25 protein-coding genes and 2 tRNA genes are annotated in these 26527 nt (G+C 63.9%); 10 read left to right on the top strand and 17 right to left on the bottom strand.

All coding sequences use genetic code 11. From position 1 onward, the window contains the following. Positions 1-4: 4 nt before the first annotated feature. From fabF to AB6809_RS05390, 8 genes are all read right to left on the bottom strand, one after another. Positions 5-1243, bottom strand: coding sequence for a beta-ketoacyl-ACP synthase II (gene fabF, locus AB6809_RS05425; RefSeq protein ID WP_029967791.1), 1239 nt, complete (start codon positions 1241-1243; stop codon positions 5-7). Between the two features lie 243 nt (positions 1244-1486). Next, positions 1487-1726 carry an acyl carrier protein gene (acpP, locus tag AB6809_RS05420; protein WP_004197638.1) on the bottom strand — a complete coding sequence of 80 codons (240 nt, stop codon included), beginning with the start codon at positions 1724-1726 and terminating at the stop codon, positions 1487-1489. Between the two features lie 150 nt (positions 1727-1876). After that, positions 1877-2626, bottom strand: a complete 750-nt coding sequence (fabG, locus tag AB6809_RS05415; RefSeq protein ID WP_006051936.1) for a 3-oxoacyl-ACP reductase FabG — start codon at positions 2624-2626, stop codon at positions 1877-1879. Positions 2627-2699: 73 nt separating this feature from the next. Next, positions 2700-3635: an ACP S-malonyltransferase gene (gene fabD / locus AB6809_RS05410; protein ID WP_029967793.1), complete on the bottom strand. Its 936-nt coding sequence runs from the start codon at positions 3633-3635 to the stop codon at positions 2700-2702. A gap of 103 nt (positions 3636-3738) precedes the next feature. Beyond that, positions 3739-4728: a beta-ketoacyl-ACP synthase III gene (locus AB6809_RS05405; protein ID WP_006051934.1), complete on the bottom strand. Its 990-nt coding sequence runs from the start codon at positions 4726-4728 to the stop codon at positions 3739-3741. Then, positions 4728-5834 carry a phosphate acyltransferase PlsX gene (gene plsX, locus AB6809_RS05400; protein WP_006051933.1) on the bottom strand — a complete coding sequence of 369 codons (1107 nt, stop codon included), beginning with the start codon at positions 5832-5834 and terminating at the stop codon, positions 4728-4730. Before plsX ends, AB6809_RS05405 begins: the two co-directional genes overlap by 1 nt. 124 nt (positions 5835-5958) lie before the next feature. After that, positions 5959-6138 (bottom strand): 50S ribosomal protein L32, encoded by a 180-nt coding sequence (gene rpmF / locus AB6809_RS05395; protein WP_006051932.1) that lies wholly within the window; start codon positions 6136-6138, stop codon positions 5959-5961. Positions 6139-6240: 102 nt separating this feature from the next. After that, the gene (locus AB6809_RS05390) at positions 6241-6885 is read right to left on the bottom strand and encodes a DUF177 domain-containing protein (RefSeq protein WP_371026161.1); all 645 of its coding nucleotides are present in this window, start codon (positions 6883-6885) and stop codon (positions 6241-6243) included. A gap of 306 nt (positions 6886-7191) precedes the next feature. On the opposite strand from AB6809_RS05390, the gene AB6809_RS05385 reads away from it, so the two are divergent. Both AB6809_RS05385 and AB6809_RS05380 read left to right on the top strand, forming a co-directional pair. Further along, positions 7192-7809 (top strand): Maf-like protein, encoded by a 618-nt coding sequence (locus AB6809_RS05385; RefSeq protein WP_029967798.1) that lies wholly within the window; start codon positions 7192-7194, stop codon positions 7807-7809. Beyond that, on the top strand, positions 7806-8525 hold the full coding sequence (locus AB6809_RS05380; protein WP_029967801.1) for an SAM-dependent methyltransferase: 720 nt from the start codon (positions 7806-7808) through the stop codon (positions 8523-8525). The genes AB6809_RS05385 and AB6809_RS05380 overlap by 4 nt, the downstream gene beginning before the upstream one ends. Positions 8526-8615: 90 nt before the next feature. Here the strand turns inward: AB6809_RS05380 and AB6809_RS05375 are convergent, their stop codons facing one another. The 4 genes from AB6809_RS05375 to AB6809_RS05360 are packed head-to-tail and all read right to left on the bottom strand — an operon-like array spanning position 8616 to position 11757. Then, entirely contained in the window at positions 8616-9611 is a 996-nt protein-coding gene (locus AB6809_RS05375) for a S49 family peptidase (protein WP_029967802.1), read from the bottom strand. Between the two features lie 40 nt (positions 9612-9651). Continuing rightward, positions 9652-10071 carry a Rieske 2Fe-2S domain-containing protein gene (locus tag AB6809_RS05370; protein WP_029967804.1) on the bottom strand — a complete coding sequence of 140 codons (420 nt, stop codon included), beginning with the start codon at positions 10069-10071 and terminating at the stop codon, positions 9652-9654. Next, positions 10068-10727, bottom strand: a complete 660-nt coding sequence (locus AB6809_RS05365; protein WP_006051926.1) for an HAD-IIIA family hydrolase — start codon at positions 10725-10727, stop codon at positions 10068-10070. The genes AB6809_RS05370 and AB6809_RS05365 overlap by 4 nt, the downstream gene beginning before the upstream one ends. Continuing rightward, entirely contained in the window at positions 10720-11757 is a 1038-nt protein-coding gene (locus AB6809_RS05360) for an RluA family pseudouridine synthase (protein WP_006051925.1), read from the bottom strand. The genes AB6809_RS05365 and AB6809_RS05360 overlap by 8 nt, the downstream gene beginning before the upstream one ends. Before the next feature lie 727 nt (positions 11758-12484). On the opposite strand from AB6809_RS05360, the gene AB6809_RS05355 reads away from it, so the two are divergent. The 5 genes from AB6809_RS05355 (at position 12485) to AB6809_RS05335 (ending at position 19436) form a co-directional block, all read left to right on the top strand. Beyond that, positions 12485-15760, top strand: coding sequence for an Rne/Rng family ribonuclease (locus AB6809_RS05355; RefSeq protein ID WP_371026060.1), 3276 nt, complete (start codon positions 12485-12487; stop codon positions 15758-15760). Between the two features lie 189 nt (positions 15761-15949). Beyond that, entirely contained in the window at positions 15950-17059 is a 1110-nt protein-coding gene (gene moaA / locus AB6809_RS05350) for a GTP 3',8-cyclase MoaA (protein WP_006053286.1), read from the top strand. 7 nt (positions 17060-17066) lie between these two features. Next, complete coding sequence (gene mobA / locus AB6809_RS05345) at positions 17067-17705, top strand: molybdenum cofactor guanylyltransferase MobA (protein WP_029967807.1); 639 nt, start codon at positions 17067-17069, stop codon at positions 17703-17705. 62 nt (positions 17706-17767) lie between these two features. Beyond that, positions 17768-19072 (top strand): gephyrin-like molybdotransferase Glp, encoded by a 1305-nt coding sequence (glp, locus tag AB6809_RS05340; protein ID WP_029967808.1) that lies wholly within the window; start codon positions 17768-17770, stop codon positions 19070-19072. An 88-nt stretch (positions 19073-19160) separates the two neighbouring features. Then, positions 19161-19436, top strand: a complete 276-nt coding sequence (locus tag AB6809_RS05335) for a hypothetical protein (protein ID WP_006053283.1) — start codon at positions 19161-19163, stop codon at positions 19434-19436. A 107-nt stretch (positions 19437-19543) separates the two neighbouring features. On the opposite strand, the gene AB6809_RS05330 is transcribed toward AB6809_RS05335, so the two are convergent. The 5 genes from AB6809_RS05330 to pncB form a co-directional block, all read right to left on the bottom strand. After that, positions 19544-21022, bottom strand: a complete 1479-nt coding sequence (locus tag AB6809_RS05330) for a DNA recombination protein RmuC (protein WP_029967809.1) — start codon at positions 21020-21022, stop codon at positions 19544-19546. Then, on the bottom strand, positions 21019-22008 hold the full coding sequence (locus tag AB6809_RS05325; protein ID WP_029967810.1) for a D-glycerate dehydrogenase: 990 nt from the start codon (positions 22006-22008) through the stop codon (positions 21019-21021). Before AB6809_RS05325 ends, AB6809_RS05330 begins: the two co-directional genes overlap by 4 nt. 54 nt (positions 22009-22062) lie before the next feature. Continuing rightward, positions 22063-23493: a sodium:proton antiporter gene (locus AB6809_RS05320; protein ID WP_029967811.1), complete on the bottom strand. Its 1431-nt coding sequence runs from the start codon at positions 23491-23493 to the stop codon at positions 22063-22065. Positions 23494-23573: 80 nt separating this feature from the next. Then, a complete protein-coding gene (locus AB6809_RS05315) occupies positions 23574-24236 on the bottom strand; it encodes a lactate utilization protein C (RefSeq protein WP_029967813.1) in 663 nt (220 codons plus the stop codon). 150 nt (positions 24237-24386) lie between these two features. Further along, positions 24387-25583, bottom strand: a complete 1197-nt coding sequence (gene pncB / locus AB6809_RS05310) for a nicotinate phosphoribosyltransferase (RefSeq protein ID WP_006052863.1) — start codon at positions 25581-25583, stop codon at positions 24387-24389. 294 nt (positions 25584-25877) lie between these two features. Here pncB and fdxA point away from each other — a divergent pair, with 294 nt between their 5' ends. The 3 genes from fdxA to AB6809_RS05295 all read left to right on the top strand — a co-directional run bounded on the left by fdxA (position 25878) and on the right by AB6809_RS05295 (position 26526). Beyond that, positions 25878-26201, top strand: a complete 324-nt coding sequence (gene fdxA, locus AB6809_RS05305; protein ID WP_006052862.1) for a ferredoxin FdxA — start codon at positions 25878-25880, stop codon at positions 26199-26201. Positions 26202-26315: 114 nt separating this feature from the next. Continuing rightward, positions 26316-26391 (top strand) — tRNA-Asn (locus tag AB6809_RS05300). Between the two features lie 62 nt (positions 26392-26453). After that, positions 26454-26526: transfer RNA gene (locus tag AB6809_RS05295), tRNA-Asn, on the top strand. Position 26527 lies beyond the last annotated feature (1 nt).

Genomic DNA, 26527 nt, shown 5'->3' with positions numbered 1-26527 from the left:
AGCGTCAGGCGCGTTTGAACACGAGCGTGCCGTTCGTGCCGCCGAACCCGAACGAGTTCTTCAGCGCGACGTCGATCTTCATCTCCCGCGCGGTATTGGCGCAGTAGTCCAGGTCGCACTCGGGGTCCTGGTTGAAGATGTTGATCGTGGGCGGCGACACCTGATGATGCACGGCGAGCACAGTGAACACGGACTCGAGACCGCCGGCGCCGCCGAGCAGGTGACCCGTCATCGACTTCGTCGAATTCACGACGATGTTCCTGGCGTGGTCGCCGAATGCGCGCTTGATGCCGGTGGTTTCAGCCAGATCGCCGAGCGGCGTGGACGTGCCATGCGCGTTCAGGTAATTCACCTGGTCCGCGTTGATGGCCGCGTTCTTCATCGCCGCGAGCATGCAGCGACGGGCGCCGTCGCCGTCTTCGAGCGGTGCGGTCATGTGATACGCGTCGCCGCTCATCCCATAGCCGCCGACTTCCGCGTAGATCTTCGCGCCGCGCGCCTTCGCGTGCTCGTACTCTTCCAGCACCATCACGCCGGCGCCTTCGCCGAGCACGAAACCGTCGCGGTCCTTGTCCCACGGACGGCTCGCCGTTGCCGGATCGTCATTGCGCTGCGACAGCGCGCGCGCCGCCGCGAAGCCGCCGATACCGAGCGGCGACACGGTCGATTCAGCGCCGCCCGCGATCATCACGTCGGCGTCGCCGTATTCGATCAGGCGCGAAGCCTCGCCGATACAGTGCAGACCCGTCGTACACGCGGTGACGATCGCCAGATTCGGACCCTTGATGCCGAACTTGATCGACAGATGACCCGAGATCATGTTGATGATCGACGCCGGCACGAAGAACGGCGAAATGCGGCGCGGGCCGCGATTGAGCAATTCGGTTTGCGTGACTTCGATCATCGGCAGACCGCCGATGCCCGAGCCGACCACGACGCCGATACGCTCCGAATTCTCGTCGGTGACTTCCAGGCCGCTGTCCTGCATCGCCTGGATGCCGGCAGCCACGCCGTAATGGATGAACGTGTCCATGTGGCGCGCTTCCTTACCGGGGATGTAGTCCTCGATATTGAAGCCCTTCACCTCGCCGGCGAAACGAGTCGAGAAGTTCGTAGCGTCGAACTTCGTGATATTGGCAATACCCGACTTGCCGGCGACCAGATTGGCCCAGCCGTCGGCAACATTATTGCCAACAGGCGAAATCAGCCCCAGGCCTGTAACAACAACACGACGGCGGCTCACGGTAACCCCTTTTTCATAGATGACAAAAGCAAAAGCCACAGCGGCCACAGGAACCTGCCCTGTGTACCCTGTGGCTGTTAAGTCGGCAATCGCGCGGAAACTTGCGCTGTCAACATCGCTGGCTCCTGCATGGCAACTCTTGCGACAAGCGGCGTGGCAAAACACGCCAGCCCCGATAGCGTCGGCAACCGACGCGGCAGGGCGTCATGCGCCGCGAACGCAGAAACGCAGGCGCGAATGACCTTAGGCCTTGACGTTTGCGCGAGCGTAGTCGATCGCTTGCTGAACGGTGGTGATCTTCTCGGCTTCTTCATCCGGAATTTCCATGCCGAATTCGTCTTCGAGGGCCATCACGAGTTCAACCGTGTCCAGCGAGTCGGCGCCGAGGTCGTTCACGAACGAAGCTTCGTTCTTGATTTCAGCTTCGGCCACGCCCAGTTGTTCTGCGACGATCTTCTTGACGCGCTGTTCGATATTGTCCATTACCCCTCCAAGGGAAAGAAGTTCAAAAATACAGGTGCGCGCATTTTATCAGGTTTGACCCGGCAAAAAAGCGGCGCATCAGGTTGCTGTCAAGGCATGCGCCTTACGCATTCGCAAACGCATCAAGGCGCGGATAGTAACCGAATTTGGTTACGACATGTACATTCCGCCGTTCACATGCATCGTCGTGCCGGTGATGTAACCGGCTTGCGGCGACGCGAGGAATGCGACAGCGTGCGCGATGTCTTCCGGGCTGCCGAGACGGCCCAGCGGAATCTGCGTTTTCAGCGCGGTTTGCTGCTCTTCGGGCAACGTGCGCGTCATGTCGGTATCGATGAAGCCAGGCGCCACGCAATTCACCGTGATGCCGCGGCTGCCGATCTCGCGTGCGAGCGCGCGCGTCATACCTGCCACGCCTGCTTTCGCCGCGGCGTAATTGATCTGCCCAGGGTTGCCCGCCGAACCGACCACCGACGTGATGTTGATGATGCGCCCGCCCTTCGCCTTCATCATCGGACGCAGCACCGCGCGCGACAGACGGAACACCGACTTCAGATTGGTGTCGATCACCGCATCCCAGTCGTCGTCTTTCATGCGCATGGCGAGTTGATCCTGCGTGATGCCGGCGTTGTTCACGAGCACGCTGAGCGTGCCGAATTCCTTCACCGTGCCGTCGATCAGCGCTTCCGCAGCCGCTGCGTCGTTCACGTCGAGCACCGCGCCGCGACCGCTCACGCCGGCTGCATTGAACGCTTCGCTGATGGCCGCCGCGCCGCTTTCGCTCGTCGCCGTGCCGATCACGGTGGCGCCCTGGCGCGCGAGTTCCATGGCGATGGCGCGGCCGATGCCGCGCGAGGCGCCCGTTACGATTGCGATGTGCTTGTCGAGATTCTTTTCCATCTGTCGATCCGAATGCCCTTCGCAGGGCTGATTGATTGCCGATACGAGTTGCCGCGTCTGTGCGGCGTCGCGCTTAGCCTGCTGTCACGAGCTTGAGCGTTTCCTCGAGCGAGGCCGGATCGAACACCGAAGCGCCGACCAGATTGCTGTCGATGCGCTTCGTCAGGCCCGCAAGGACCTTGCCCGGCCCGCATTCGACGACGTGCGTGACGCCTTGCGCGGCCATTGCCTGCACGCTCTCGACCCAGCGCACCGCACCGGCCGCCTGACGCACCAGCGCGTCTTTGATCTGCGCCGGCTCGTTGACGATCGCGACGTCGACATTGTTGATGACGGGGATCGACGGCACCTTCACGTCGACGCTCGCCAGGTACTCGCGCAGTTGATCCGAAGCGGGCTTGAGCAACGACGAGTGGAACGGCGCAGACACCGGCAGCGGCAACGCGCGCTTCGCGCCCTTCGCTTTCGCCACTTCGCACGCTTTCTCGACAGCAGCCTTGTGCCCCGCGATCACGACTTGCGCCGGCGCATTGAAATTGACCGCTTCGACGACGCCTGCAACCGACGCTTCCGCGCACACCGCGCGCACCGTGTCGTCGTCGAGACCGAGAATCGCGGCCATGCCGCCTTCGCCGACAGGCACTGCCGTTTGCATGGCCTGCGCGCGAAAGCGCACGAGCGGCACGGCATCGCGAAACGCGATCGCACCGGCCGCGACGAGCGCCGTGTATTCGCCGAGGCTATGACCCGCGACGATCGCCGGCGCCGGGCCGCCCGCCTGCTGCCACGCGCGATAGATCGCGTAGGCCGCGGTCAGCATGACCGGCTGTGTGTTGGTGGTGAGATTCAGATCTTCGGCGGGACCTTCGGCGATCAGCTTGCCGAGGTCCTGATTGAGCGCGTCGGAGGCTTCCTGAACCGTCTCGCGCACGATGGCGTGATCGGCAAACGCGTTGAGCATGCCGACCGATTGCGAACCCTGTCCGGGAAAAACGAACGCAAATTTCATATCGTCCCCAAAAACGATTTAGTCAGATGTAGGCGCGCGGCTTCAAAGCGCGCGGACGCGGCGCAAGGCGCCCTGAAAGGCGCCGCCGGAAATCGGCCCGTTATCAGTAGCGGATGACCGACGCGCCCCACGTGAAGCCGCCGCCGACGCCTTCGATCAGCACGTTCTGGCCGCGCTTGATGCGGCCGTCGCGCACCGCGACGTCGAGTGCGAGCGGAATGGACGCCGCCGACGTATTGCCGTGCTCGCCCACCGTGACGACCATGCGTTCCTGCGGCAAGCCGAGCTTGCGGCAAGTGCTTTGCATGATGCGGATATTGGCCTGATGCGGAATCAGCCAGTCGATCTGATCGGCCGACAGGTTCGCTTTCTCGAGCGCCTCGACCGCGACCTTTTCCAGCACGTTGACGGCGAGCTTGAAGACCGCTTGCCCGTCCATGTGCAGGAACGCGCTGCCCGCCACCACGCCGCCGTTCACGTTGCCCGGCGTGCAGAGAATGCCCGAATGGCTGCCGTCCGCGTGCAAAGCGCTGGCCAACACACCCGGCTCAGCCGATGCCTGCAGGATCACCGCGCCCGCGCCGTCGCCGAACAGCACGCAGGTCGTGCGGTCGTTGAAATCGAGAATGCGCGAGAACGTCTCCGCGCCGACGACGAGCGCCGTGCGATGCTGGCCGCCGCGAATCAGGCTGTCCGCCATCGCGACTGCGTAGGCGAAGCCCGAGCAGACGGCCTGCACGTCGAAAGCCGCGCCGTGATTCTTGATGCCGAGCTTGTTCTGCAACAGGCACGCCGTGCTCGGAAACACGAAGTCAGGCGTGGAAGTCGCGACGATGATCAGGTCGATGGCTTGCGGGTCGATGTCCGCCGCTTCGATCGCGCGCTGCGACGCGAACTGCGCGAGGTCGCTCGTGGTGACGTCCGGATCGGCGAAGTGGCGCGCATGGATGCCCGTGCGGGCCACAATCCATTCGTCGCTCGTCTCGACGCCCTGCTTCGCGAGACGCTCGGCGAGGTCCTGATTGGTGACGCGCGCGGGCGGCAGATAGCTGCCGGTGCCGAGGACGCGGGAATAAATTGTCGATTGAGCCATTATGCCTTCGAGGATTGCGCAGCGTAGGGCTCGGCCGGCTGGCCTGCGATGGGGCTTGCGTGGCCCGCACCGCTTGCGTCGCGCGCCGCCTGTTCAAGAGAACCCGCGTTCTCTTCCATCGCTTGCGCAAGGCGCTCCAGCACGCCGTTTTTGACGGCATCATACCCGCGTTTGATAGCCCACTCAAACGCGTAGGCGTCTGCCGAACCGTGGCTTTTGATCACCAGTCCGCGCAGGCCGAGCAGCGCGGCACCATTGTATTGCCGATGATCGACGCGCTTCTTGAAACGCATCAACACGGGCAATGCGAGCACCGCCATGACTCGCGTGAGCCAGGAACGGCCGAACTCTTCCTTGATGATATTCGACAGCATCTGCGCGAGGCCTTCGGACGTCTTGAGCGCCACGTTTCCGACGAACCCGTCGCACACGATCACGTCGACCGTGCCTTTGAAGATGTCGTTGCCTTCCACGTTGCCATGGAAGTTCAGTGTACTCGCGCGCAGCAGTTCACCGGCACGCTTGATGGTGTCGTTGCCCTTGATGACTTCTTCGCCGATATTCAGAAGGCCGATGGTGGGCCGCTCGCGGCCTTCGAGCGCGGACACGAGCGCGTGCCCCATCTCCGCGAATTGCAGCAGATGCTGCGGTTCGCAGTCGACGTTGGCGCCCAGGTCGAGCATCATCGTGTAGCCGTTGGGGTTCGGCAAGGCGGACGCAATCGCCGGGCGCTCGATGCCCGACAGCGTTTTCAGCACATAGCGCGACACAGCCATCAGCGCGCCGGTGTTGCCGGCGGAGACGCAGGCTTGCGCCTCGCCTTCCTTGACGCGATTCAGCGCCACGCGCATGGACGAATCTTTTTTCTTGCGCAGCGCGACTTCGACCGGATCGTCCATCGCGACGATCTCGGAAGCGGAAACGACCGTCAACGCCGACAGGTCCTGAGCCTTCAACTTCTTCAGCTGCGCACGAATCGCACTTTCAATGCCGACGAGCAGCAACTGCGCGTCGGGATGCGAGCGAACGAAGTTGACGGCAGCGGGAACGGTCACGGACGGGCCGTGGTCGCCTCCCATGCAATCTATCGTGAGCTTTACTGTCATGGAGTGCGGCGAATTTCAGACATAAAAAAGCGGCAATTGAATGCCGCCTTTTTGCCGAGCCGGGAAAATGTCAAGCGAGCTGATCGCCACGCGAAACGCCAGTGGGCGCAACGCAGTGAAACGATTAGTCGTTCTTCGTCTTGACGACTTTCTTGCCGCGATAGTAGCCGTTCGGGCTAACGTGGTGACGCAGATGCACTTCGCCCGTGCTCGGTTCCACGGCCAGCGGCGCTGCCGTCAGGAAATCGTGCGAACGGTGCATGCCGCGCTTCGACGGCGACTTCTTGTTTTGTTGAACTGCCATGACTAACTCCTAAAAATTTTCCGAATTCTAACACAGCCCGACACGGTGTCCGCCACTGGCCGAATGGCCTATGCGCCCCGCTTCGCGCTCCCATGCAACTGTTCAGTGCTTCTTGTCGCCCGGCTCACCGCGCTTGAGACTTTCGAGCGCCGCGAACGGATTCGGCGGCTCGGGCTCTTCGCCCTCGCCAGCTTCGTCCAGCGCGGCTTCGTCGCCCTCGCCCTCGGCACCGGCCGCACCAGAGACGAGACTCTCGTGCACCTCGGGACAAACCTCGTGCTTGGGCACAAGCGGCAAGGAAAGCAGCAACTCTTCCTCGATCAGGTCGATGAGATCGAACTGGCGCGAGCCCACGATCACTTCGACTTCATCTTCGTCGAGCGGAAACTCTTCGGCTTCCGCCTCAGTGCTGACGATCCGGTAGGTCGCGTCGACATTGAAGGCCTGCGAGTACGGGGTCATGCACCGCTGACATTCGAGCCATGCCGCGCCGTGAATCGCCAGCCTCAAATACGGCTGGGGACCCTCGGTGCCGTCGTCCTGCAATTCCGGCTGCGTCGACCCTTCGGCTTGCCAGGTGAACCCGGTATCGCGGTCTGGCGCTTCTGCCGGGACTTCGTTTAACATGCGCGGCAGTTGCGAGACGCGCACGACACCCGCGGCCTGCCGGCCGCTCCGCGCAAATTCGAACAGATCGAGTTCATGCGGGTCGGACAGACCTGCAGGTTTGCCAGGATGTTGAGTCATGTGCGCTCCTGCGTCGGCAAAGGTTTCGCCGCTTTTTGCTGTTGGTCGACGTTTGTTTGTTTCGCGCCGCCAAATCGCGGGGTAAATCAGTTGCGAGAATGCCCGCGTAACTTCGGCAATGTGCCCGGCAGTTCTTGATTTGCTCTCGATCTGCTTCAGCACGCACCGAGCCCGCCTGACGCAAGCATACCGATGAAAAGCCCAAAATCATATCCGTTTTGTCTTTTCGAGTCAAACACTTAAGCCCGTACCGGCGTGGCCTTCGCGCAACCCTGTATGCCCCGCCCTTCAAGCCGTTGATCGACCATGCCAGATTCCCCAAAAAGCCCGCCACGCCTGATTCTGGCGTCGAGTTCGCCGTATCGCCGCGAGTTGCTCGAACGCCTGCGCGTTCCATTCGACGTGGCCGTGCCCGCGATCGACGAAACGCCGCATGCCGGTGAAACGCCCGAGGCCACCGCTTTGCGGCTCGCCGAGGCGAAAGCACGCGCCGTGGCCCGGACATTTTCGCCGGATCAGGCGGTGCTCGTGATCGGCTCCGACCAGGTCGCCACTTACGACGGCCTGCAAATCGGCAAGCCCGGCACGCACGACAAGGCGCTCGCCCAATTGCAGGCGATGCGGGGCCGCGAGGTCCTGTTCCATAGCGCGCTGTGCCTGTTCGACAGCCGCTCGGGGGCCGCGCAGACCGTCGACGTCGTCACTCGCGTGCAGTTTCGCGACCTGCCGGATGCGGCGCTCGAAGCCTATCTGCGCGCCGAAACGCCGTATGACGTCGCCGGCAGCGCGAAGTCCGAGGGGCTCGGCATTGCGCTGCTCGAAGCAATCCATTCCGACGATCCGACCGCACTCATCGGCCTGCCGCTGATCGCGCTGTCGGGCATGCTGTTGACGGTGGGCTATCCGCTATTGGGGGCACGATGAGCGGCACGCTCTATCTGATTCCGAACACGCTAGGCGAAGGCGACGCGGACGCGCTCGGCGCTGTCCTGCCCGCTCCGGTGCGCGCCCGCGCCGCGGCGCTGCAGTATTACATCGGCGAAAACGCGAAGACGACGCGCGCGTTCCTGAAGAAAGTGGGCACCGAGCGGCCGATTCAAAACATCGAGATCCGCGAACTGAACGTCAACACGCCGGCCGGCGAAATCGACAAACTGCTCGCGCCGCTACTCGCCGGCACCGACGCGGGCCTCGTCTCCGAAGCGGGCTGCCCGGCGGTAGCGGACCCCGGCGCGCTGCTGGTGCGTCGGGCGCACGAGCGCGGTGTGAAGGTGGTGCCGCTCGTCGGGCCTAGCTCGATTTTGCTGGCGCTGATGGCTTCGGGGCTCAATGGACAAAGCTTTGCATTCCACGGCTATTTGCCGGTCGATGCGGCAGAGCGGGCAAAACGTCTGCGCGATCTTGAAATGCAATCGCGCAAGGGCAAGCAGACGCAGATTTTTATCGAGACGCCGTACCGCAACCGGGCGCTGCTCGACACATTGCTCGCCACCTGCGCGCCTTCGACGCTGGTTTGCGTCGCAGTCGACCTGACGCTGGACACCGAAACCATCCGCAGCCACACGGTGGCGGACTGGAAGAAGAAACCGGCGCTCGACTTGCACAAGCGGCCCGCCATTTTTCTGATATTGGCGGCGTGAGATGAGGGCGGCTGAAGGGTGAAGACGGGGACCGCGCGGCTAGTCCCGGCGCGCGGCACAAGCCCCACAAGCCTTTCCGGCCGCCTCGCCTCAGCGCAAACCCAGCTTCCCGCCAAGCGCCAACGCGTGCACCGCGCCATTGCCCACGGCCGCGCCGAATTTACGCGCGACGCGGTCGGTAATGCTCTCCTTGACCGTGTAATCGACGATATCCGGCGCCTTGATGATTTCGCGCGCCACGTAGTTCGCGTCGCCAAAACCATCGGCGAGACCGAGCTCGACACTCTTCTGGCCCGTCCAGAAGAGGCCGGAGAACATATCCGGCGTCTCATGCAGACGCTTGCCACGGCCCTGACGCACTGCTTCGATGAACTGTGCGTGGATCTGGTCGAGCATTTCCTGCGCGTGCTGGTCCATCTTCGGCGTTTCGGGCGAGAACGGATCGTAAAAACCCTTGTTCTCGCCCGAGGTGTGCAGCCTGCGCTGAATGCCGAGCTTGTCCATCAGCCCGGTGAAACCGAAGCTGTCCATCAGCACGCCGATCGAGCCGACGATGCTCGCCTTGTCGACATAAATCTTGTCCCCCGCCGCCGCGGCGTAGTACCCGCCCGACGCGCACATGTCGCCGACCACCACATAAAGCGGAATTGACGGATGTTTCGCGCGCAAACGCCGCATCTGGTCGTAGATAATGCCCGCCTGGACCGGGCTGCCACCGGGGCTGTCGCAGCGGAGAATGACGCCCGCCGTGCCGGAGTCTTCGAACGCGCTTTCCAGCGCGGCGCTGATATCTTCGGCGTTCGCACGCGTATTCGCCGATATTTCGCCTTCGAGCGCTATCAACGCCGTGTGACGGCCGGAAGCCGCCAGCTTGTCGCCGGAAAAATCGAACACGGTCCAGACGACGAAAGCCACCAGGGCCAGGAAAAGCAGACGGAAAAAGATTTTCCAGCGGCGCGCGGCCCGTTGTTCATTGACCGCGGCAAGCGCGATGCGCTCGAGCGCCGCGCGCTCCCAGCCGGGTTCGGCGTTAGCGCGGCCGTTCGTGGACGGCTCTTTGGATTCAGGCGTCAAGTTGTCGGACATTCAGGCTTTTCAGTAAGGGAGAGAGACGGAGCGACGCCGATCAGGACTCGATGGGCCGCAGTTCGCCGTCGGGAAGCCAGAAAACGGCGCGGCCTTCCGGGGTATCGCGTTCGTCGACCTGGAGCGCTCGCAGCCGCCCGCCGCGGCACGGACCGCCTACGCATTTGCCGGTGTCCGGCGCGTAAATTGCCCCGTGGGTGGCGCACATCAAGTATAAACCCGACGATTCGAAGAACTGACCCTCTGCCCAGTCCAGCTCCATCGGCACGTGCGCGCAGCGGTTCAGATAGCCGTAAGCGCGGCCGTCGTAGCGGACGAAAAACACCACGACTTCTTCGGCGCCGGCTCGCGCGGCACGCCGAACGCCGCTGCCGCCGTCGACCAACTCCTCCGAACGGCACACGCGCACGGCCTGCGCCGCCTCGGTTGCCCGCCCGCCGGGCTCTTCCGCCGAACTCATGCGTTGTCCTTCAGCCAGCCCGACAGCGCGCTGATGCTCGACGCCATATATTTCGGCGACAGCGCGCTCAGCGAGTCCGCCGGATGCGCGCCGTAGGTCACGCCGATACCCGCGACGCCCGCGTTGATCGCCATCTGCAGGTCATGTGTCGTATCGCCGACCATGACCGTGCGCACCGGGTCCTGCCCCAGTTCACGCGTCAGTTCGTGCAACATGGCCGGATGCGGCTTGGAGAAGGTTTCGTCCGCGCAGCGCGTACCGTCGAACAGGCTCGTGAGCCGCACCTGATCGAGCGCACGATTCAGGCCGACGCGGCTCTTGCCGGTCGCGACCGCCAGCAGATAACCCTGATCGCGCAGCTCCTGGAGCATCTCGCGCACGCCGGCGAACAACTCCGTGGTCTGATCCTTCACCAGATAGTGAAACCGGTAGCGCTCGGCGAGCCGCGGGTAGTCGGCCGGATCGAGCGTGGGCGCCGCGATCTGCAGCGCGTCGCGCAAGCCGAGGCCGATCACATAGCTCGCCGCTTCGTCCGCGGGCACGGGCAAACCGAGATCGCGGCACGCCGCCTGAATGCTGCGCGTGATGTGCGCAGTCGAATCCATCAGCGTCCCGTCCCAGTCGAAGACGATCAGGTCAAATTGCTCTCTAGCCATGCGGTGCCGTCTCCGGGTATGACCCATTTCGTAATTCGTTGAGCTGCGCGATGAAATTGCGGCACTCGGCCGGCAATGGCGCCTCCAGTTGCAGCGGCGCGCCAGTGGCCGGATGCGTGAGCTTCAGGCGGTAAGCGTGCAGGAACATGCGCTTGAGCCCCGGCTTCGCGTTCGAGCGGGCGAGCGCCTTGTTCAGCGCAAAGTCGCCGTATTTTGCATCGCCGACGATCGGCAGCTCCAGATGCTGCAAATGCACGCGTATCTGATGGGTGCGGCCCGTCTTCAGCTCCGCCTCCAGCAGCGCGTAGTCCGGCCAGCGGTCGATCAGGTTGAACACCGTGTGCGACGCCAGACCGTCGGCCTGCACGCGCACGCGCCGCTCGCCGTCCGCGGTCAGATATTTGTGCAACGGCTCCTTTACCGCCCGACGGCGGCCCCAGTCGCTCGCCCATTCGCCGTGGACGCACGCATAGTACCGCTTGTCCATTCGGTTCTCGCGGATCTGATCGTGCAGATTGACGAGCGCCGAACGCTTCTTGGCGAGCATGAGGATGCCGGACGTCTCGCGATCCAGCCGATGCACGAGCTCGAGGAACTTCGCCTGCGGGCGCGACTGGCGCATCTGCTCGATGACGCCAAAGGCGACGCCACTTCCGCCGTGCACCGCGACGCCGGCCGGTTTGTCGATGACAAGAAGATGCTCGTCTTCGAAAATGATCCTGAATTCGGCGCTCGGAACCGGCGCTGACGGCACCGTTTCGTCATGTTGCGCGACGCGGATGGGCGGCACGCGCACCAGATCGCCGAGTTCAAGCCGGTACTGCGCGTCGATCCGGCCCTTGTTGACGCGCACTTCCCCGCTGCGCAGGATGCGGTAAATATGGCTTTTCGGCACGCCTTTGCAGACGCGTAACAAAAAGTTGTCGATGCGCTGTCCGGCCGCACTGTCGTCGATCTCGATGACGGAGACCTGGTCGCTCGCGACCGCGCTTGTTACCGATTTCTGGGATATTTTGCCTAACTCTTTCATTCTGAATATAATTTGCCCAGCAGTCTGCGGCGGCCGGCGCAGTGTCCGGAATTCGGGCGGACTGCGCAGGTGCAAGCGTAAATCGTTATTTTACTTGTGCCGGGGGCTGGTTGCTCGCCCTGAAAATGAGATGCAACAAGTTGCACGCACGAAGTCAGTACCCGGCAGGGACGGCGCCCACAGGCGCGTTCGGTCAAGGTCGGCTTCGACGGTAACGGAATTTTGGTAAAAAAGAATTTAACTTCCAGCTTCGGTATCGGGCGGCGTTACGCCCGGCTGTACGAAGCTGCAGGTTGCGAAAATACGGCGTGCGCCCGTGGCGTCTTGTAGAAAGTGCAAGACTTGGCGACGTCAAAATGAGGCGAGACACCCCCAGCAGGAAAAGACGCGCCTCTTGCGCGAACTTCCCGTTGCGGCATGACCGCAGCCTTCGACCCTCCGGTCCCGCGCCCAGTCGGCGCGCCGGCGAGGGGGACGTGGGTTTATGAAGGTCTGCCGGCAGAACCCGCGGCGTGTCGGGTCGTTATTTGAAGCCGTGTTCGCATGTGCCCTGCGGCACCGCGCTCCTTTGTTTGTGGAGCCGGGCCCTCTCAGGCAATTCTCCCGCCATTCTTCCCGCTCCAGCGTGCTTGTGAAAACACAATAAGGCGCGGCATGCCGCTGCCTCCCGCTCTCGCGCCTGACAACCGCGGAGCGGAGGCCGGCCGAGCCGCTCTGGAGCCGTTCAATGAAACGCATGTTGTTCAATGCGACGCAGCAGGAAGAACTGCGCGTCGCCATCGTCGATGGGCAAAAACTCATCGACATCGACATCGAAACCGCCGGGCGCGAACAGCGCAAAGGCAACATTTACAAGGGCATCATCACCCGCATCGAGCCGTCGCTCGAAGCCTGTTTCGTCAACTACGGCGAAGACCGCCACGGTTTTCTGCCGTTCAAGGAAGTCGCCCGCCAGTATTTCCGCGACGGCGTCGACATGCGCTCCGCCCGCATCCAGGACGCGCTCAAGGAAGGTCAGGAACTGATCGTTCAGGTCGAAAAAGAAGAGCGCGGCAACAAGGGCGCGGCCCTGACCACGTTCATCTCGCTCGCCGGCCGTTATCTGGTGCTGATGCCGAATAACCCGCGCGGCGGCGGCGTGTCGCGCCGGATCGAAGGCGACGACCGTCAGGAACTGCGCGAAACCATGGCGCAGCTGCAATTGCCGGAAGGCATGAGCATCATCGCGCGCACGGCCGGCATTGGCCGCAGCGCCGAAGAACTGCAGTGGGACCTGAACTACCTGATGCAGCTGTGGCGCGCGATCGAAGCCGCGTCGCAAAGCGGTTCGGCCGGCCAGCCGATGCTGATTTACCTCGAATCGAGCCTCGTGATTCGCGCGATTCGCGACTATTTCCAGCCGGATATCGGCGAAATTCTGATCGACACCACCGAAATCCATGACCAGGCGCGCGCCTTCATGGACATCGTGATGCCGGACAACGTCAGCAAGGTGAAGCGCTACCACGACGACGTGCCGCTCTTCTCGCGTTTCCAGATCGAGCATCAGATCGAAACGGCGTACTCGCGCACGGTGCCGCTGCCGTCGGGCGGCGCGATCGTGATCGACCACACGGAAGCACTCGTCGCCATCGACGTGAACTCGGCCCGCGCCACCAAGGGCGCCGACATCGAGGAAACGGCCGCGCGCACCAACCTCGAAGCCGCCGACGAAGTCGCGCGCCAGTTGCGTCTGCGCGACCTGGGCGGCCTGATCGTGATCGACTTCATCGACATGGAGTCGGCCAAGAGCCAGCGCGAAGTCGAACAGCGCCTGAAAGACGCGCTCAAGCACGACCGCGCGCGCGTCCAGATGGGCAAGATTTCGCGCTTCGGCCTGATGGAACTGTCGCGTCAGCGTCTGCGTCCGGCGCTGTCGGAAGGCAGCCACGTGACCTGCCCGCGCTGTAACGGCACGGGTCATATCCGCGATACCGAATCGTCCGCGCTGCAAGTGCTGCGGATCATTCAGGAAGAAGCGATGAAGGAAAACACCGCGGCGATCCATTGCCAGGTGCCGGTCGAGGTGACCGCCTTCCTGCTGAACGAAAAGCGCTCGGAAATCAACAAGATCGAGTCGCGCTTCAAGGTCAACGTCGTGCTGGTGCCGAACAAGCATCTGGACACGCCGCATTACAAGCTGGAACGTCTGCGTCACGACGACGCCCGCCTCGACGAGCCGCGCGCGTCCTGGAAGATGGCCGAGGAAGCGGCTCGCGAGCTCGAGTCGGAAACCGGCTACAGCAAGCGCACCGAGGAAGTGAAGCCGAAGCAGGAAGCGGCGGTCAAGGGCATCACGCCTGAGAAGCCGGCGCCGAGCGCGCCGGTTCGTCCGGTCGCGGCACCGGCTCCGGTTGCGGTGACGCAGGCGAGCGGCGGCTTCATCGGCTGGTTGAAGAATCTGTTCGGCGTACAGCCGGCGGCGCCGGCACCGGTTGCGCCGGCTACGACAGAAAAGCAGGCCCGTCCGCAGCGCGGCGAACGCACGGAGCGCGGTGAGCGTACCGGCGAACGCGGCGGCGATCGTAACCGCAATCGCCGTGGCGGCGCGGGCGGCCGTGACGTGGCAGCGCGTGGTGAAGGTGCGAACGGCGGCCGTCAAGGCCAGCAGCCGTCGCAGCGTCGTGAGGAACGCGAACCGCGTGAAGCACGCGAGGGACGCGAGGTTCGGGAACCACGCGAAGGCCGTGAACCGCGCGAGGCACGGGAAGCACGCGAACCGCGTGGCAACCGCGAACCGCGTGAGAACCGTGAGCCGCGCGAAGCACGCGAAGGCCGTGAAGGCCGCGACCGCGACACCCGCGGCGCCGACCGTGCCGAGGCAGTCGAAAGCACCCCGCGTGGCGAACGCCAGGAACGCGGCGAGCGTCGTGAACGTGGCGAACGTACTGAGCGCGGCGAGCGTCGCAAGCCGCAGACGGAAACCGCGGACGCGTTGACGCAAGCCGATACCCAGATCGCAGAGGACGTGGCGCAAAACCAGGCCGCCCTCACTGAAAACGTTGCGCCGGTCGATCAGGAAGCGGTGGCGCGTGAGGGCGAAGAGCGTCGTCGTCGCCGTCGCGGCCGTCGTGGCGGTCGTCGTGAGCGTGAGGAAGACGTCAACGGCAATCTGGCTGCGGACGTCGCGGAAGCGGAAGGCGACAACGCCAACGTGAGCGAGGACGCACCCGTGCGCGTCGCCCAGCAGCCGGTGGAACGCAAGCCGGAAGCGAACGAAGCGAATGAAGTGGCGCCGGTGGAAGTCGTCGTTGCGGCTGTCGCGACCGAAAAGGCTGTCGTCAGTGAACTGCACGCGGCCACGGAAACGCCGGCCCTCGCCGCCGAAAAGGCTGCGAAGACCGAAACGATCGTGCCGGTCGCGGAACTGCCGGCTGCTCCGGCTGCCGTCGAACCGGTTGCCGAAGCGCCGGTCGCGCCCACCGCGCCCGCCGAACCGGCTCAGGCAGTCCTCGCGGCTGCGGAAACGGTATCGCCGGCTGCAGAACCGGTCGTTCATGAAGAGGCACCGGCTGTTGTGCCCGCCGCTGAAGCGCAAGCAGCACCGGCTCACGTCGAGCCCGCCGCTCCGGCCGAAGTAGTCGCCGCGCCGGTCGCTGAGCCCGCGCCGCAAGCCGAAATCGTCGAGCCGAAACCGGCCGAGGACGAATCCGCGCCGGCAGTGGAGCCGGCGATTGCAGCGCCGTCGCAAGCCGTGCAAGCCACGCAGGCAGCAGAGGTGTCGCATGCGGCCAGGCCGGCTCAGGCGTCGTTCAACGGCGGGGTTTCGGCGGAAGCGCTGAAGCCCGTGCTGGAGAAAGCCGGTCTCGTCTGGGTCAATACGGACGCCGACAAGCTGCGCGCCGCGCAGGAAGCCGCCGCGCAGACGGTGAAGCCGCCGCGCGTCGTGCGCGAACGCAAGCCGTTACCGCCGACCGACAGCGCGCCGATGCAGCAAGTTGAAACCAACAGGCATCCGCAGTAAGTTTGCGATGCCGCTTTCGAAAAGCCCGCCTCACCGGCGGGCTTTTTTTCGCCCGAAGAACCGCAGTCAGCCCGCAGCCAGTAGCCATCCCCGTAAACCCCGAAGGCGCCCGCCCTCGCCCTGCTGGAACATGCATTTCCGATAGAATGAAGAACTCGCCTTCCCGGTTTGGCGCAACCCAAGCAACCCATGTCCCGACGCATCATCCCTGTTGCCGATCTCAGCGCGGCGCCGGTCATCTCCGGTCCGCTGCAAACGCCTAGCGGCGCGCTGCATGACACGCTCGCGCGCCCGCTGCGCGACCTGCGCATTTCGGTGACGGACCGGTGCAATTTCCGCTGCGTCTACTGCATGCCGCGCGCCGTGTTCGACAAGGACTACGCGTTCCTGCCACACAGCGCGTTGCTGACCTTCGAGGAAATCGAACGGCTTGCGCGGCTCTTCGTCGCGCATGGTGTCGAGAAAATTCGTCTGACGGGCGGCGAACCGCTGCTGCGCAAGAACCTCGAATTCCTGATCGAGCGGCTCGCGCAACTCACCACGCCGGCCGGCCGGCCGCTCGACCTGACGCTGACCACCAACGGCTCGCTTCTCGCGCGCAAAGCCCGCAGCCTGAAAGACGCTGGCCTGACTCGCGTGACGGTCAGCCTCGACGCGCTCGACGACACGCTGTTTCGCCGCATGAACGACGCGGACTTCGCGGTAGCCGACGTGCTCGACGGCATTGCCGCCGCGCAGGCTGTGGGACTCGCGCCCGTGAAGGTCAACATGGTGGTCAAGCGCGGCACGAACGACAGCGAAATCGTGCCGATGGCGCGCCATTTCAAAGGCTCGGGCACGGTGCTGCGGTTCATCGAGTACATGGACGTCGGCACGTCGAACGGATGGAACATGACCGAAGTGCTGCCTTCCGCCGACGTCGTCGCGCGCATCGCCGAGCATTTCCCGCTTGCGCCGCTCGAAGCGCATAGCGCCGCGGAAACCGCGCAACGCTGGGGTTACGCGGACGGAAGCGGCGAGATCGGCGTGATCTCCAGCGTCACGCGCGCGTTCTGCGCAAGCTGCACACGGGCGCGCCTTTCGACCGAGGGCAAGCTGTACCTGTGCCTGTTCGCATCGGCGGGCCACGACCTGCGCGCGCTACTGCGCGCCGGAGCAAGCGACGCCGACATCGCGACCGCCGTCGCCGAAATCTGGCAAGGCCGCGGCGACCGCTACTCGCAACTGCGCGGCAGCAACGCGGCCGACCCGGGCGCGCAGGATGCCCGCCGCGTCGAAATGTCGTACATCGGCGGCTGATCGGCGCATGGAGCCAACCCGGCGGCCGACACGCGAACGGATCACCGGCCTCGTGCTCGCGGGCGGGCGCGGCACCCGCATGGGCGGCGTCGACAAAGGCTTGCAGCCACTGCACGGCGAACCGCTCGCCGCGCATGTGTTGAAGCGCCTCGCGCCACAAACCGCCGCGCTGCTGATCAGCGCGAATCGTCACGCGGACATTTACGCCGCACTCGGCGCGCCGTTCGGCGCAAAGATCGTCGCCGACACGCTGCCCGACTTTCCTGGCCCACTGGCCGGTTTGCTCGCCGGTTTGCGCTCGGCCCAAAGCGATTATCTGCTGAGCGCACCGTGTGACACGCCGTGGCTACCCGTGGATCTGGGTGCACGGCTCGCTGAAGCGCTCGAGTCGAGCGCGGCCGACATCGCCACCGTCACGACCTCGGACGCCGGCGGCAACGTATCGCTCCACCCTGTCTTCGCGCTGCTGCGCACCCGTCTCGCCGACGACCTCGCGGATTTTCTCGAAGCCGGCGAGCGCAAGGTCCGCGCGTGGTACGCGCGCCACACGACCGTGGAAGTCGCCTTTACCGACGAGCGCGCGTTTTACAATATCAATTCTTTACAAGAACTCGCCGACCTCGAGCGTCATCGGGGTCCCGGCTGAAATCCCGCTCCGCCGCACGGCAAGCGCCACGCCCGCCGCCGGCCGCGACGTCCCGCTTCTTCATGACCACGCAAAACGAATTTTCCCGCTGCGTCGCGCAGTACGATCCTCATGCGCTGCCTGTTTCGGCGGCTCAGGCGATTACTCGCGAGTGGGCCACGCCCGTCGCCGCGGTCGAACGCGTGGCATTGCGCGATGCACTCGACCGTGTGCTCGCCGCAGACATCGTCTCGCCGATCGACGTTCCCTCGCACGACAATTCCGCGATGGACGGCTATGCGTTCAATCGCGCCGCATTGACGAGCGGCGCGCCGTCCGTCGAACTCGCGGTGGTCGGCAAGGCTTTGGCGGGCCATCCGTTCGCGGGCCGCGTCGAAGCAACGGCGCAATGCGTGCGCGTGATGACGGGCGCCTGCATTCCGGACGGTTGCGATACGGTCGTGCCGCAGGAACTGGTCGAGCGCAGCGCCGATTCTGCGTCGATCCGTTTTGCAGCCGACGCCGTGCAGGCCGGCGCAAACCGGCGCCTGGCCGGCGAGGACCTCGCCCGCGGCCATGCGGCGTTGCGCGCGGGCCGCGTGATCCGCGCGTCCGATTTAGGCTTGCTGGCTTCGCTCGGCATCGGCGAAATCAATGTCCGGCGGCGTTTGCGCGTCGCGTTCTTTTCGACCGGCGACGAGTTGCGCTCGCTCGGCGAGCCGCTCGAAGCGGGCTCCGTGTACGACAGCAATCGCTACACGCTCTTTGCGATGCTGCGGCGCCTGAACGTGGACACGCTCGATCTCGGCGTGATCCGCGACGAACCCGCCGCGCTCGAAGCCGCGTTGCGCAGCGCCGCGGCGAGCGCGGACGTGGTGCTGACCTCGGGCGGCGTCTCGGTCGGCGAGGCGGATGTGACGAGGCGCTTGTTGCAAACATTCGGCGACGTCGCGTTCTGGAGTCTCGCCATGCGCCCCGGCCGCCCCCTCGCATTTGGCCGCATCTGGTCCGGCGAGCGGCCGGGCGTCGGACTGCCTGCGTTATTCTTCGGTCTGCCGGGCAATCCGGTGGCCGTCATGGTGACGTTCTATCAGATCGTGCGCGAGGTTCTGCTGCTCATGTCGGGCGCCACGCCGCAGCCGCTGCCGGTGATCCACGCGGCAAGCCTGCGCTCGATCCGCAAGCGCCCCGGACGCACGGAGTTTCAGCGCGGCATCGCCGCCCAGCATGCAAACGGCCAATGGCAGGTCACGCCGACAGAGTCGCAAAGCTCGGGCGTGCTGAGTTCGATGAGCGAGGCGAATTGTTTCATCGTGCTCGGCCATGAAGACGGCGACGTTGCCGAGGGCGAGCGCGTCAGTATCATGCTGTTCCACGGCCTGATCTAACGGTTCGTCGAATATTCGCGATCCGGCGCTGTCATCACCGGCACATTTGTTTTACCCATTACCACTACGACATGCGGGTTTGACTTACATGAAAAAACAGATCTCGTTCATTGCACCGGGACAAACGGCCAAAGCACTTATCCTCGTCTACCTGACGTTCTCCGTGCCTATCGTGCTGCTGGGCGTGCTGGTCGCGTTCGTGCGCTACGGTTCGGTCGAATTGAGCACGGTGTTCAGCGCGCTGCTGCTGAATGCGATTCTCGGCTTCATCCTGCTGTGGATCGCCTGCCACGCGTACAACTGGGTGGCGTCGCGCTTCGGCGGCATTGAAATCCAGTTGACCGACGCACCCGAAGAAGCATGACGCGCGCTGCGTTCCGCGTCACTGCTGCCGAGCCCGCGAGCGCGGGCCCGGTCGGGCAGCAGGCGCGGACCGCCGATGTCCACGCGTGGCGTCAGCCTCTTGTTACCTCACTGCTCATCGGGCTCGATGCCCGGCACTGCACCGCCGCCTATCAAACCATTCGCCTCCTCGCCGGGTAGCGCCTCCACGTCGCGCAGCTTGCGGTTCATTACGCGAGTGCGCGTCTCCGCCGCTTCGATGGAACGCGTGACCGTTTCGAGCTGCGCCTTCGTCCTCGCGAGCACATCGCCGAATTTGCCGAACTCCGTCTTGACCGCGCCGAGCACCTGCCACACCTCGCTCGAGCGCCGTTCGATGGCAAGCGTGCGAAAACCCATCTGCAAACTGTTGAGCAACGCGGTCAGCGTGGTGGGACCGGCAATCGTCACGCGATACTCGCGTTGCAGCAGATCCGAGAGCCCCGGCCGACGCAGCACTTCGGCGTACAGGCCTTCGGTCGGCAGGAACAGCAGTGCGAAGTCGGTGGTGTGCGGCGGCGACACGTACTTCTCGGCGATGCTGCGTGCCTCCGCGCGAATCCGCGCTTCGAGCGCGCGCGACGCTTCTTCTACCGCGAGCGGGTCGGCTCTTTCCTGCGCGTCGATCAGGCGTTCGTAGTCTTCGCGTGGAAATTTCGCGTCGATTGGTAGCCACACTGGCGCCGCCGCGCCGCCCGCGGCACCGGCCGCGCCCGCCACACCTGCTTCCACCCGCCCCGGCAAGCGAATCGCGAACTCCACCCGATCCGCGCTTTTCGGCACCGTCGCCACGTTCTTCGCGTACTGGTCCGCGGTGAGCAGTTGCTCGAGCAATGCTTCGAGTTGCACTTCGCCCCAGGTACCACGCGTCTTGACGTTCGTCAGCACCTTCTTCAGATCGCCGACGCCGGCCGCAAGCGTCTGCATTTCGCCCAGGCCGCGATGCACCTGCTCGAGCCGGTCGGACACGAGCTTGAACGATTCGCCCAGGCGTTGTTCGAGCGTGGCGTGCAGTTTTTCGTCGACGGTGCGGCGCATTTCTTCCAGCTTGCTCGCGTTGTTCGCCTCGATGTCCTTCAGCCGCTGCTCGATGGTCGCGCGAACTTCGGCGAAGCGCCGGTCGCTCGCCTCGGTGAGGTGCCCGAGTTGCAGGCTGAGCGTATCGCCGAACTGTTTGAGCGAGCGCCCCTGTTCATCGCGCGCCTGCTGCGCCTGCTGTTGCAGACTGTGGCGTACCGCGTCGAGCTGTTGCGCGAATCCGTCGATCTTGCCGCCCTGCACCGTCGTCATGCTGCTGAATTGCGCGGCCAGCGTCTGCTGGAAATGCGCAAAGCCGCTGCTCTGCTCAGTGCGCGAAACGCGCGCGGTCTCCGTGATGTCGTTGCGCAATTGCCGCTCGAGGCGCTCATACGCGTGCGCCTGCGCATCGGCTGCCGCGTCGATGCGTTCGTTCAGCAGGTCGAACTGTTCCTGTTCGCCGGCGCGGCCTCGGCCGCGCATCAGCAACGCCAAAGCAAGCACGAGAGCGACCGCGAGCACCGCGACGGCCGCGATCAGAATCATCGTCATGCACGCGCCCGGCCGATGACTTCGGCATTGATCGGATTAGGCGGCTGACCCGCGCGCGGACCTTCGCCAAGACCGGCGATCAGGTTGTCCGCGGCGAGATTGGCCATCGCGCGGCGCGTCGCTTCTGTCGCGCTCGCGATGTGCGGCGTCAACACGATGTTCGGCACTGTGAGCAGGTCCGGGTTCAGATTCGGCTCGCCTTCGAACACATCGAGACCGGCTGCGGCGATCTGCTTTGCACGCAGCGCCTGAACGAGCGCCGCATCGTCGACGATACCGCCGCGCGCGATATTCGTCAGCGTCGCGGTCGGCTTCATGAGCGCGAGTTCGGCCGCACCGATCGTGTGATGGTTTTCCTGCGTGTACGGCAAAACGAGCACGACATGATCGGCACGCCGCAACAGGTCCTGCTTCGACACATATTCGGCGTTCAGCTCAGCTTCGATTTCCCGCGCGACGCGCGAACGGTTGTGATAGATCACCTGCATGTTGAACCCGCGCGCACGCCGCGCGAGCGCCTGACCGATACGGCCCATGCCGATCACGCCCAGCGTCGAGCCGTGGATGTCGCCGCCGAGAAAGCCGTCGTATGACCACTTCTGCCACTTGCCCGCGCGCAGCCAGTGCTCCGATTCGGCGATGCGCCTGGCCGCGGCCATCATCAGCGCCCAGCCGAAGTCGGCGGTCGATTCGTTCAGCACGTCCGGCGTGTTCGTGCCGAGCACGTTCGCCGCGTTGAACGCGGCCATGTCGAAGTTGTTGTAGCCCACCGCCATATTCGACACCACGCGCAGACGCGGCGCGGCCGCGAGAACGTCGGCGCCGATCGGGTCGCCGGCAGTCAGCGCGCCGTCCTTGTCGGCAAGGCGGCGCTTCAGTTCTTCCGCCGGCAGCACGTCGCCCTGATTCCAGTCGACGTCGAAATACTGTTGAAGCCGTTCGATCACGTCAGGAAAAATCGGACGGGCGACGAGGATCTTCTGCATTGCAATTCTCCGTGTAGCGAATCGAGTAAGACGGCCTCGGCAGCAGGCCCGGTGTCAGAAAAACAGCCAGCCGGTGACGAGAAAAAGCGGCAACAACACCGCGCCTGACCAGCCGAGATAAGCGAAAAAGCTCGGCATGCGCACACCGCGCGACTCCGCGATGGACTTCACCATGAAGTTCGGCGCGTTGCCGATATAACTGTTCGCGCCCATGAAGACCGCGCCCGCCGAGATCGCGGCCAGCGTGGTCGCGCCGGTGGTCATCAGCGACTGTGCGTCGCCGCCGGCCAGGTTGAAAAACACGAGATAGGTGGGCGCGTTGTCGAGAAACGAAGATAGCAGGCCCGTCGCCCAGAAGTACATCGCGTCGTGCGGCTGGCCTGCGGAATCGTTGACCAGATGCACGATGCCGGCAAACGCGCCGGCTTCGCCCGCACGGAGCATCGTGATGACCGGCGCAATCGTCACGAAGATGCCGGCAAAGAGCTTGGCGACCTCTTCGATCGGCGCCCAGTTGAAGTCGTTGCCTGCGCGAGCCGCACGGGGCGTCCACAGAATCGAAAGCACCGTGACGCCGATGAGCGCAACGTCGCGCACGACATTCTGCAGGGCCACGTGCGTGCCGAACACGTCGAAGCTCACGCCCGGCTTCCATAGCCCGCTCATCAGGACGAGGCCGACCACCGCGCCGAGCAGCACAAAATTGATCTTGCCGTCGATCCCGAGCCGAGGCGAATCCGGCGTCGGATCGAGGAAGAGCGAGCGCTCCTCTTCCCGTCGATGGAAATAATACGAATCGAGACAATAGAACGCGACGAGCAGCACGGCGCACACGAACAGCATCGGCAACGCGAGATGTGTGGTGGTCCAGAAGAAGTCGACGCCCTGCAGGAAGCCGAGGAACAGCGGCGGATCGCCCAGCGGCGACAAAGAGCCGCCGGCATTCGCCACCAGAAAGATGAAGAACACGACGACGTGAACGACATGCCGCCGATTATCGTTCGCGCGCAGCAACGGCCGGATCAGCAGCATGGCCGCGCCGGTCGTGCCCATCACGCTCGCGAGCAAGGTGCCGAGCGCGAGGATCGTCACGTTCAGCCGCGGCGTGCCGTGCAGATTGCCGCGCACGCAAATACCGCCCGCGACCGTGTAGAGCGCGGTAAGCAGCACGATGAACGGAATGTACTCTTCGAGTAACGCATGGATGAGCGTGGCGAAGGCAACGTCTGCGCCGAATGCGAACGCGAACGGCGCCAGAAACGCCAGCGCCCACGCCGCCGCGATCTTGCCGAAATGGTGATGCCAAAAAGCCGGCGCGACGAGCGGAAAGACGGCAATGGAAAGCAGCACGCCGGCGAACGGCAATCCCCATAGCGCGGAAAGCGTTGCGCCATCCAATGTCGCGGCGCACGCAAGTTGAGGCCAGCTCATTAACGTCAATGCAGCAGCGAGCACCATGCTCGCCGGAGCGGCACGTCTAGTCATATGCAACAGATTCCCTGGTTCTTTGAAATGGCAACTGACGGCGCAAGCCGGCGTACATCGGCGAATCGCCGCCGCCGCGCTCAGGCGCCGAGTACGACGATCACGTGCACCCGATAGGGCCCGTGCGCGCCCAGCACGATGGTCTGTTCGATATCGCCGGTGCGTGAAGGCCCCGAAACGAAGTTGACCGCACGCGGCAACTCGCCCCGCTCGCTACGAATCAGCGCGAACGCTTCTTCATGTCCCGCCACGATGCGCGAAGCCGGCACGATGGCAATGTGCGTTTCCGGAAGCAGGCCGGCCGACGCATAAGTCTCGGGCCCTGACAGCAGCACGAGTGAGCCGGTTTCGGCGGTCGCGCAAAAGCAGCCGGTGAGACCGACCACGTCGCCGTCTTTCGGCTTGCGAAATTCGACGGTGAGGCCCGCGTCGCTCCAACGCAGATCCTGCAGCGTCTGCCACGCGATCGCCTGCAACGGCAATGCATGTTCAACCAGATAGCGATGTGCGGCGATCGGCACGTCGCTCAGCGACTCGACCGTGTCGATCGTGGTGGACAATTTCTGCGCTTCTTCGATGAAGCGCGCGGTGAGATCCGCAGGCATGTCGGGGCGCGGACCCGGCGGATGGCGCGCGAGATAATCCGCCGCGGCCTCGCGTTCGGACGCGGACGGCTCGGGCTGACGGCCTTGCGCCGCGCGGATGCGCGCCAGGATATTGCGGCGGGCAATCGATGTGTCCATATGCGAAAGTCCTCGATAGTCCTCGTGTGCATGGCCATGCGAGATGCGGGGCGTGCATGCGAGGAATTATACCGGCCACCCTCCGCGCGAACACCCTGGCCAAACGGCATAGGAACACATCGGACACGCGACAAACGCGCTACAAACCCGCTACTTCGCGGGCTCTTCCTCGGGCTGCGCGATGCCGAAAACCTGCCGCAGATACGCGAGATACGCCTTGTCGTCGCACATGTTCTTGCCCGGCGAATCCGACAGTTTCGCCACCGGCTGCCCATTGCAGCGGACCATCTTGATGACGATCTGCAGCGGGTTATAGCCGAGGTCGTTGGTCAGATTCGTGCCCACGCCGAACGCGAGCTTGCACCGTCCGCGGAAGCGCTCGTAGAGTTGCAGCACTTTGGGAATGTCGAGCGCGTCGGAGAACACGAGGATCTTCGTGCGCGGATCGCAACGGTTCGCTTCATAGTGCTGGAGCAGGCGCTCGCCCCAATCGAACGGATCGCCGGAGTCGTGACGCGCGCCGTCGAACAGCTTGCAGAAGTACATGTCGAAGTCGCGCAAAAACGCCTGCATGCCGTACACGTCGGAGAGCGCGATACCCAGGTCGCCGCGATATTCCTTCGCCCACATTTCGAAGCCGAAGATCTGCGAATCGCGCAGCCGCGGACCCAGCGCCTGGCACGCCTGCAAGTACTCGTGCGCCATCGTGCCGAGCGGCGTGAGGCTGTGCTTCATCGCGTAAAAGACGTTGCTCGTGCCGGCGAACTGCTCGCCGAGACCGTCCTTCAACGTGAGGATCACTTCTTCGTGCCATTGCTTCGAGAAGCGGCGGCGCGTGCCGTAGTCGGCGATCTTGCAGTCGGCGAATTCCGGCCGCGCGCCGAGAAGTTTCATCTTCTCGACGAGGCGTCCGCGACCCTCGCTGTAGTCCGGTTCCTGTTGCGTGTTGCGAAAATAGACTTCGTTGACGATAGCGAGCATGGGAATCTCGAACAGGATCGTGTGCAGCCACGGACCCTTGATCTCGATGTCGATCTCGCCGTTGTTCTTCGGCGAAGGCTCGATCGAAATGTACTTCTCGTTCAGATGAAAGAGCGCGAGAAACTCGATGAAATCGCCCTTGATGAAACGCATGCGCCGCAGGTAGTCGAGTTCCTCGTCGGTGAAGCGCAGCTTGCAGAGCTTGCGCACTTCCGCGCGTATTTCGCCGATGTACGGCACGAGGTCGACGTTCGGCGTGCGGCAACGAAAGCGGTACTCGACGTTGGCCGCGGGAAAATGATGCAGGACCACCTGCATCATCGTGAACTTGTACAGATCGGTGTCGAGCAGCGAAGTAATAATCATGATGGTGCGAACGGGACTGCGAAGTACGGGAGGCGTGACTCAACCCATGCATACGGCGCGCCTCGTGCGCACCGGCTTGACGCATGTTACCCGAATGCGCCGGCCTTCAGGCTCCCGGCCGCGGCCCGCGCGGCGGCGCTTGCCGTCGGCGGGATACTGTTTTCGCGCGCAATAAACTAATCACGAAAACATATAAAAGGCGTTGTGTGATGCCGCATGCGCCTCTTGACGTTACGTTACAATAGCGCTTTTGGCGTTTGCGCCTTTCTGATTCCGCATGCAGGAGCTGCCTGAATGACTCACGTTGTGACCGAAAGCTGCATCAAGTGCCGCTATACCGACTGCGTCGATGTGTGCCCGGTGGACTGCTTTCGCGAAGGTCCCAACTTCCTCGCGATCGACCCCGATGAATGCATCGACTGCGCTGTGTGCGTGGCCGAGTGCCCGGTGAACGCCATTTACGCCGAGGAAGACGTGCCGGGCGACCAGCAGAACTTCATCGAGTTGAATGCCGATCTCGCCAAGAACTGGCCGAGCATCACCAAGACGAAGGCGCCGCTGCCGGAAGCCGACGAGTTCAAGGACGTCAAGGAAAAGCTCGCGCTGCTGGTGCGCTGAGCGTTGCGGCGCTGTCGGTACGCGGCCGTTTCAGCCAAATCGAGATGAACGCGAAGTATTGACAGGTGCGAAAGCTGCTCCTACAATTCCGTTTCTCTGCTGTTGTTGTTCTGTTCCTCGATAGCTCAGTCGGTAGAGCGCCGGACTGTTAATCCGTAGGTCCCTGGTTCGAGCCCAGGTCGAGGAGCCAAGAATTGCAAAGGCCCGTTAACCAAGACGGGCTTTTTTATGTAGATCAAGTTGTACTGCTGTTCCTCGATAGCTCAGTCGGTAGAGCGCCGGACTGTTAATCCGTAGGTCCCTGGTTCGAGCCCAGGTCGAGGAGC

Source organism: Paraburkholderia sp. RCC_158, assembly GCF_041355255.1.
GTDB classification, from domain to species: domain Bacteria; phylum Pseudomonadota; class Gammaproteobacteria; order Burkholderiales; family Burkholderiaceae; genus Paraburkholderia; species Paraburkholderia graminis.
This window is presented reverse-complemented; position numbering and strand designations above follow the sequence as displayed.

Bases quoted from the DNA above. Each gene is read 5' to 3' on its own strand.
- acpP (WP_004197638.1), bottom strand. From the start codon at position 1,726: ATGGACAATATCGAACAGCGCGTCAAGAAGATCGTCGCAGAACAACTG.
- fabG (WP_006051936.1), bottom strand. From the start codon at position 2,626: ATGGAAAAGAATCTCGACAAGCACATCGCAATCGTAACGGGCGCCTCG.
- fabD (WP_029967793.1), bottom strand. From the start codon at position 3,635: ATGAAATTTGCGTTCGTTTTTCCCGGACAGGGTTCGCAATCGGTCGGC.
- AB6809_RS05405 (WP_006051934.1), bottom strand. From the start codon at position 4,728: ATGGCTCAATCGACAATTTATTCCCGCGTCCTCGGCACCGGCAGCTAT.
- plsX (WP_006051933.1), bottom strand. From the start codon at position 5,834: ATGACAGTAAAGCTCACGATAGATTGCATGGGAGGCGACCACGGCCCG.
- rpmF (WP_006051932.1), bottom strand. From the start codon at position 6,138: ATGGCAGTTCAACAAAACAAGAAGTCGCCGTCGAAGCGCGGCATGCAC.
- AB6809_RS05390 (WP_371026161.1), bottom strand. From the start codon at position 6,885: ATGACTCAACATCCTGGCAAACCTGCAGGTCTGTCCGACCCGCATGAA.
- AB6809_RS05385 (WP_029967798.1), top strand. From the start codon at position 7,192: ATGCCAGATTCCCCAAAAAGCCCGCCACGCCTGATTCTGGCGTCGAGT.
- AB6809_RS05380 (WP_029967801.1), top strand. From the start codon at position 7,806: ATGAGCGGCACGCTCTATCTGATTCCGAACACGCTAGGCGAAGGCGAC.
- AB6809_RS05375 (WP_029967802.1), bottom strand. From the start codon at position 9,611: ATGTCCGACAACTTGACGCCTGAATCCAAAGAGCCGTCCACGAACGGC.
- AB6809_RS05370 (WP_029967804.1), bottom strand. From the start codon at position 10,071: ATGAGTTCGGCGGAAGAGCCCGGCGGGCGGGCAACCGAGGCGGCGCAG.
- AB6809_RS05365 (WP_006051926.1), bottom strand. From the start codon at position 10,727: ATGGCTAGAGAGCAATTTGACCTGATCGTCTTCGACTGGGACGGGACG.
- AB6809_RS05360 (WP_006051925.1), bottom strand. From the start codon at position 11,757: ATGAAAGAGTTAGGCAAAATATCCCAGAAATCGGTAACAAGCGCGGTC.
- AB6809_RS05355 (WP_371026060.1), top strand. From the start codon at position 12,485: ATGAAACGCATGTTGTTCAATGCGACGCAGCAGGAAGAACTGCGCGTC.
- moaA (WP_006053286.1), top strand. From the start codon at position 15,950: ATGTCCCGACGCATCATCCCTGTTGCCGATCTCAGCGCGGCGCCGGTC.
- mobA (WP_029967807.1), top strand. From the start codon at position 17,067: ATGGAGCCAACCCGGCGGCCGACACGCGAACGGATCACCGGCCTCGTG.
- glp (WP_029967808.1), top strand. From the start codon at position 17,768: ATGACCACGCAAAACGAATTTTCCCGCTGCGTCGCGCAGTACGATCCT.
- AB6809_RS05335 (WP_006053283.1), top strand. From the start codon at position 19,161: ATGAAAAAACAGATCTCGTTCATTGCACCGGGACAAACGGCCAAAGCA.
- AB6809_RS05330 (WP_029967809.1), bottom strand. From the start codon at position 21,022: ATGACGATGATTCTGATCGCGGCCGTCGCGGTGCTCGCGGTCGCTCTC.
- AB6809_RS05325 (WP_029967810.1), bottom strand. From the start codon at position 22,008: ATGCAGAAGATCCTCGTCGCCCGTCCGATTTTTCCTGACGTGATCGAA.
- AB6809_RS05320 (WP_029967811.1), bottom strand. From the start codon at position 23,493: ATGACTAGACGTGCCGCTCCGGCGAGCATGGTGCTCGCTGCTGCATTG.
- AB6809_RS05315 (WP_029967813.1), bottom strand. From the start codon at position 24,236: ATGGACACATCGATTGCCCGCCGCAATATCCTGGCGCGCATCCGCGCG.
- pncB (WP_006052863.1), bottom strand. From the start codon at position 25,583: ATGATTATTACTTCGCTGCTCGACACCGATCTGTACAAGTTCACGATG.
- fdxA (WP_006052862.1), top strand. From the start codon at position 25,878: ATGACTCACGTTGTGACCGAAAGCTGCATCAAGTGCCGCTATACCGAC.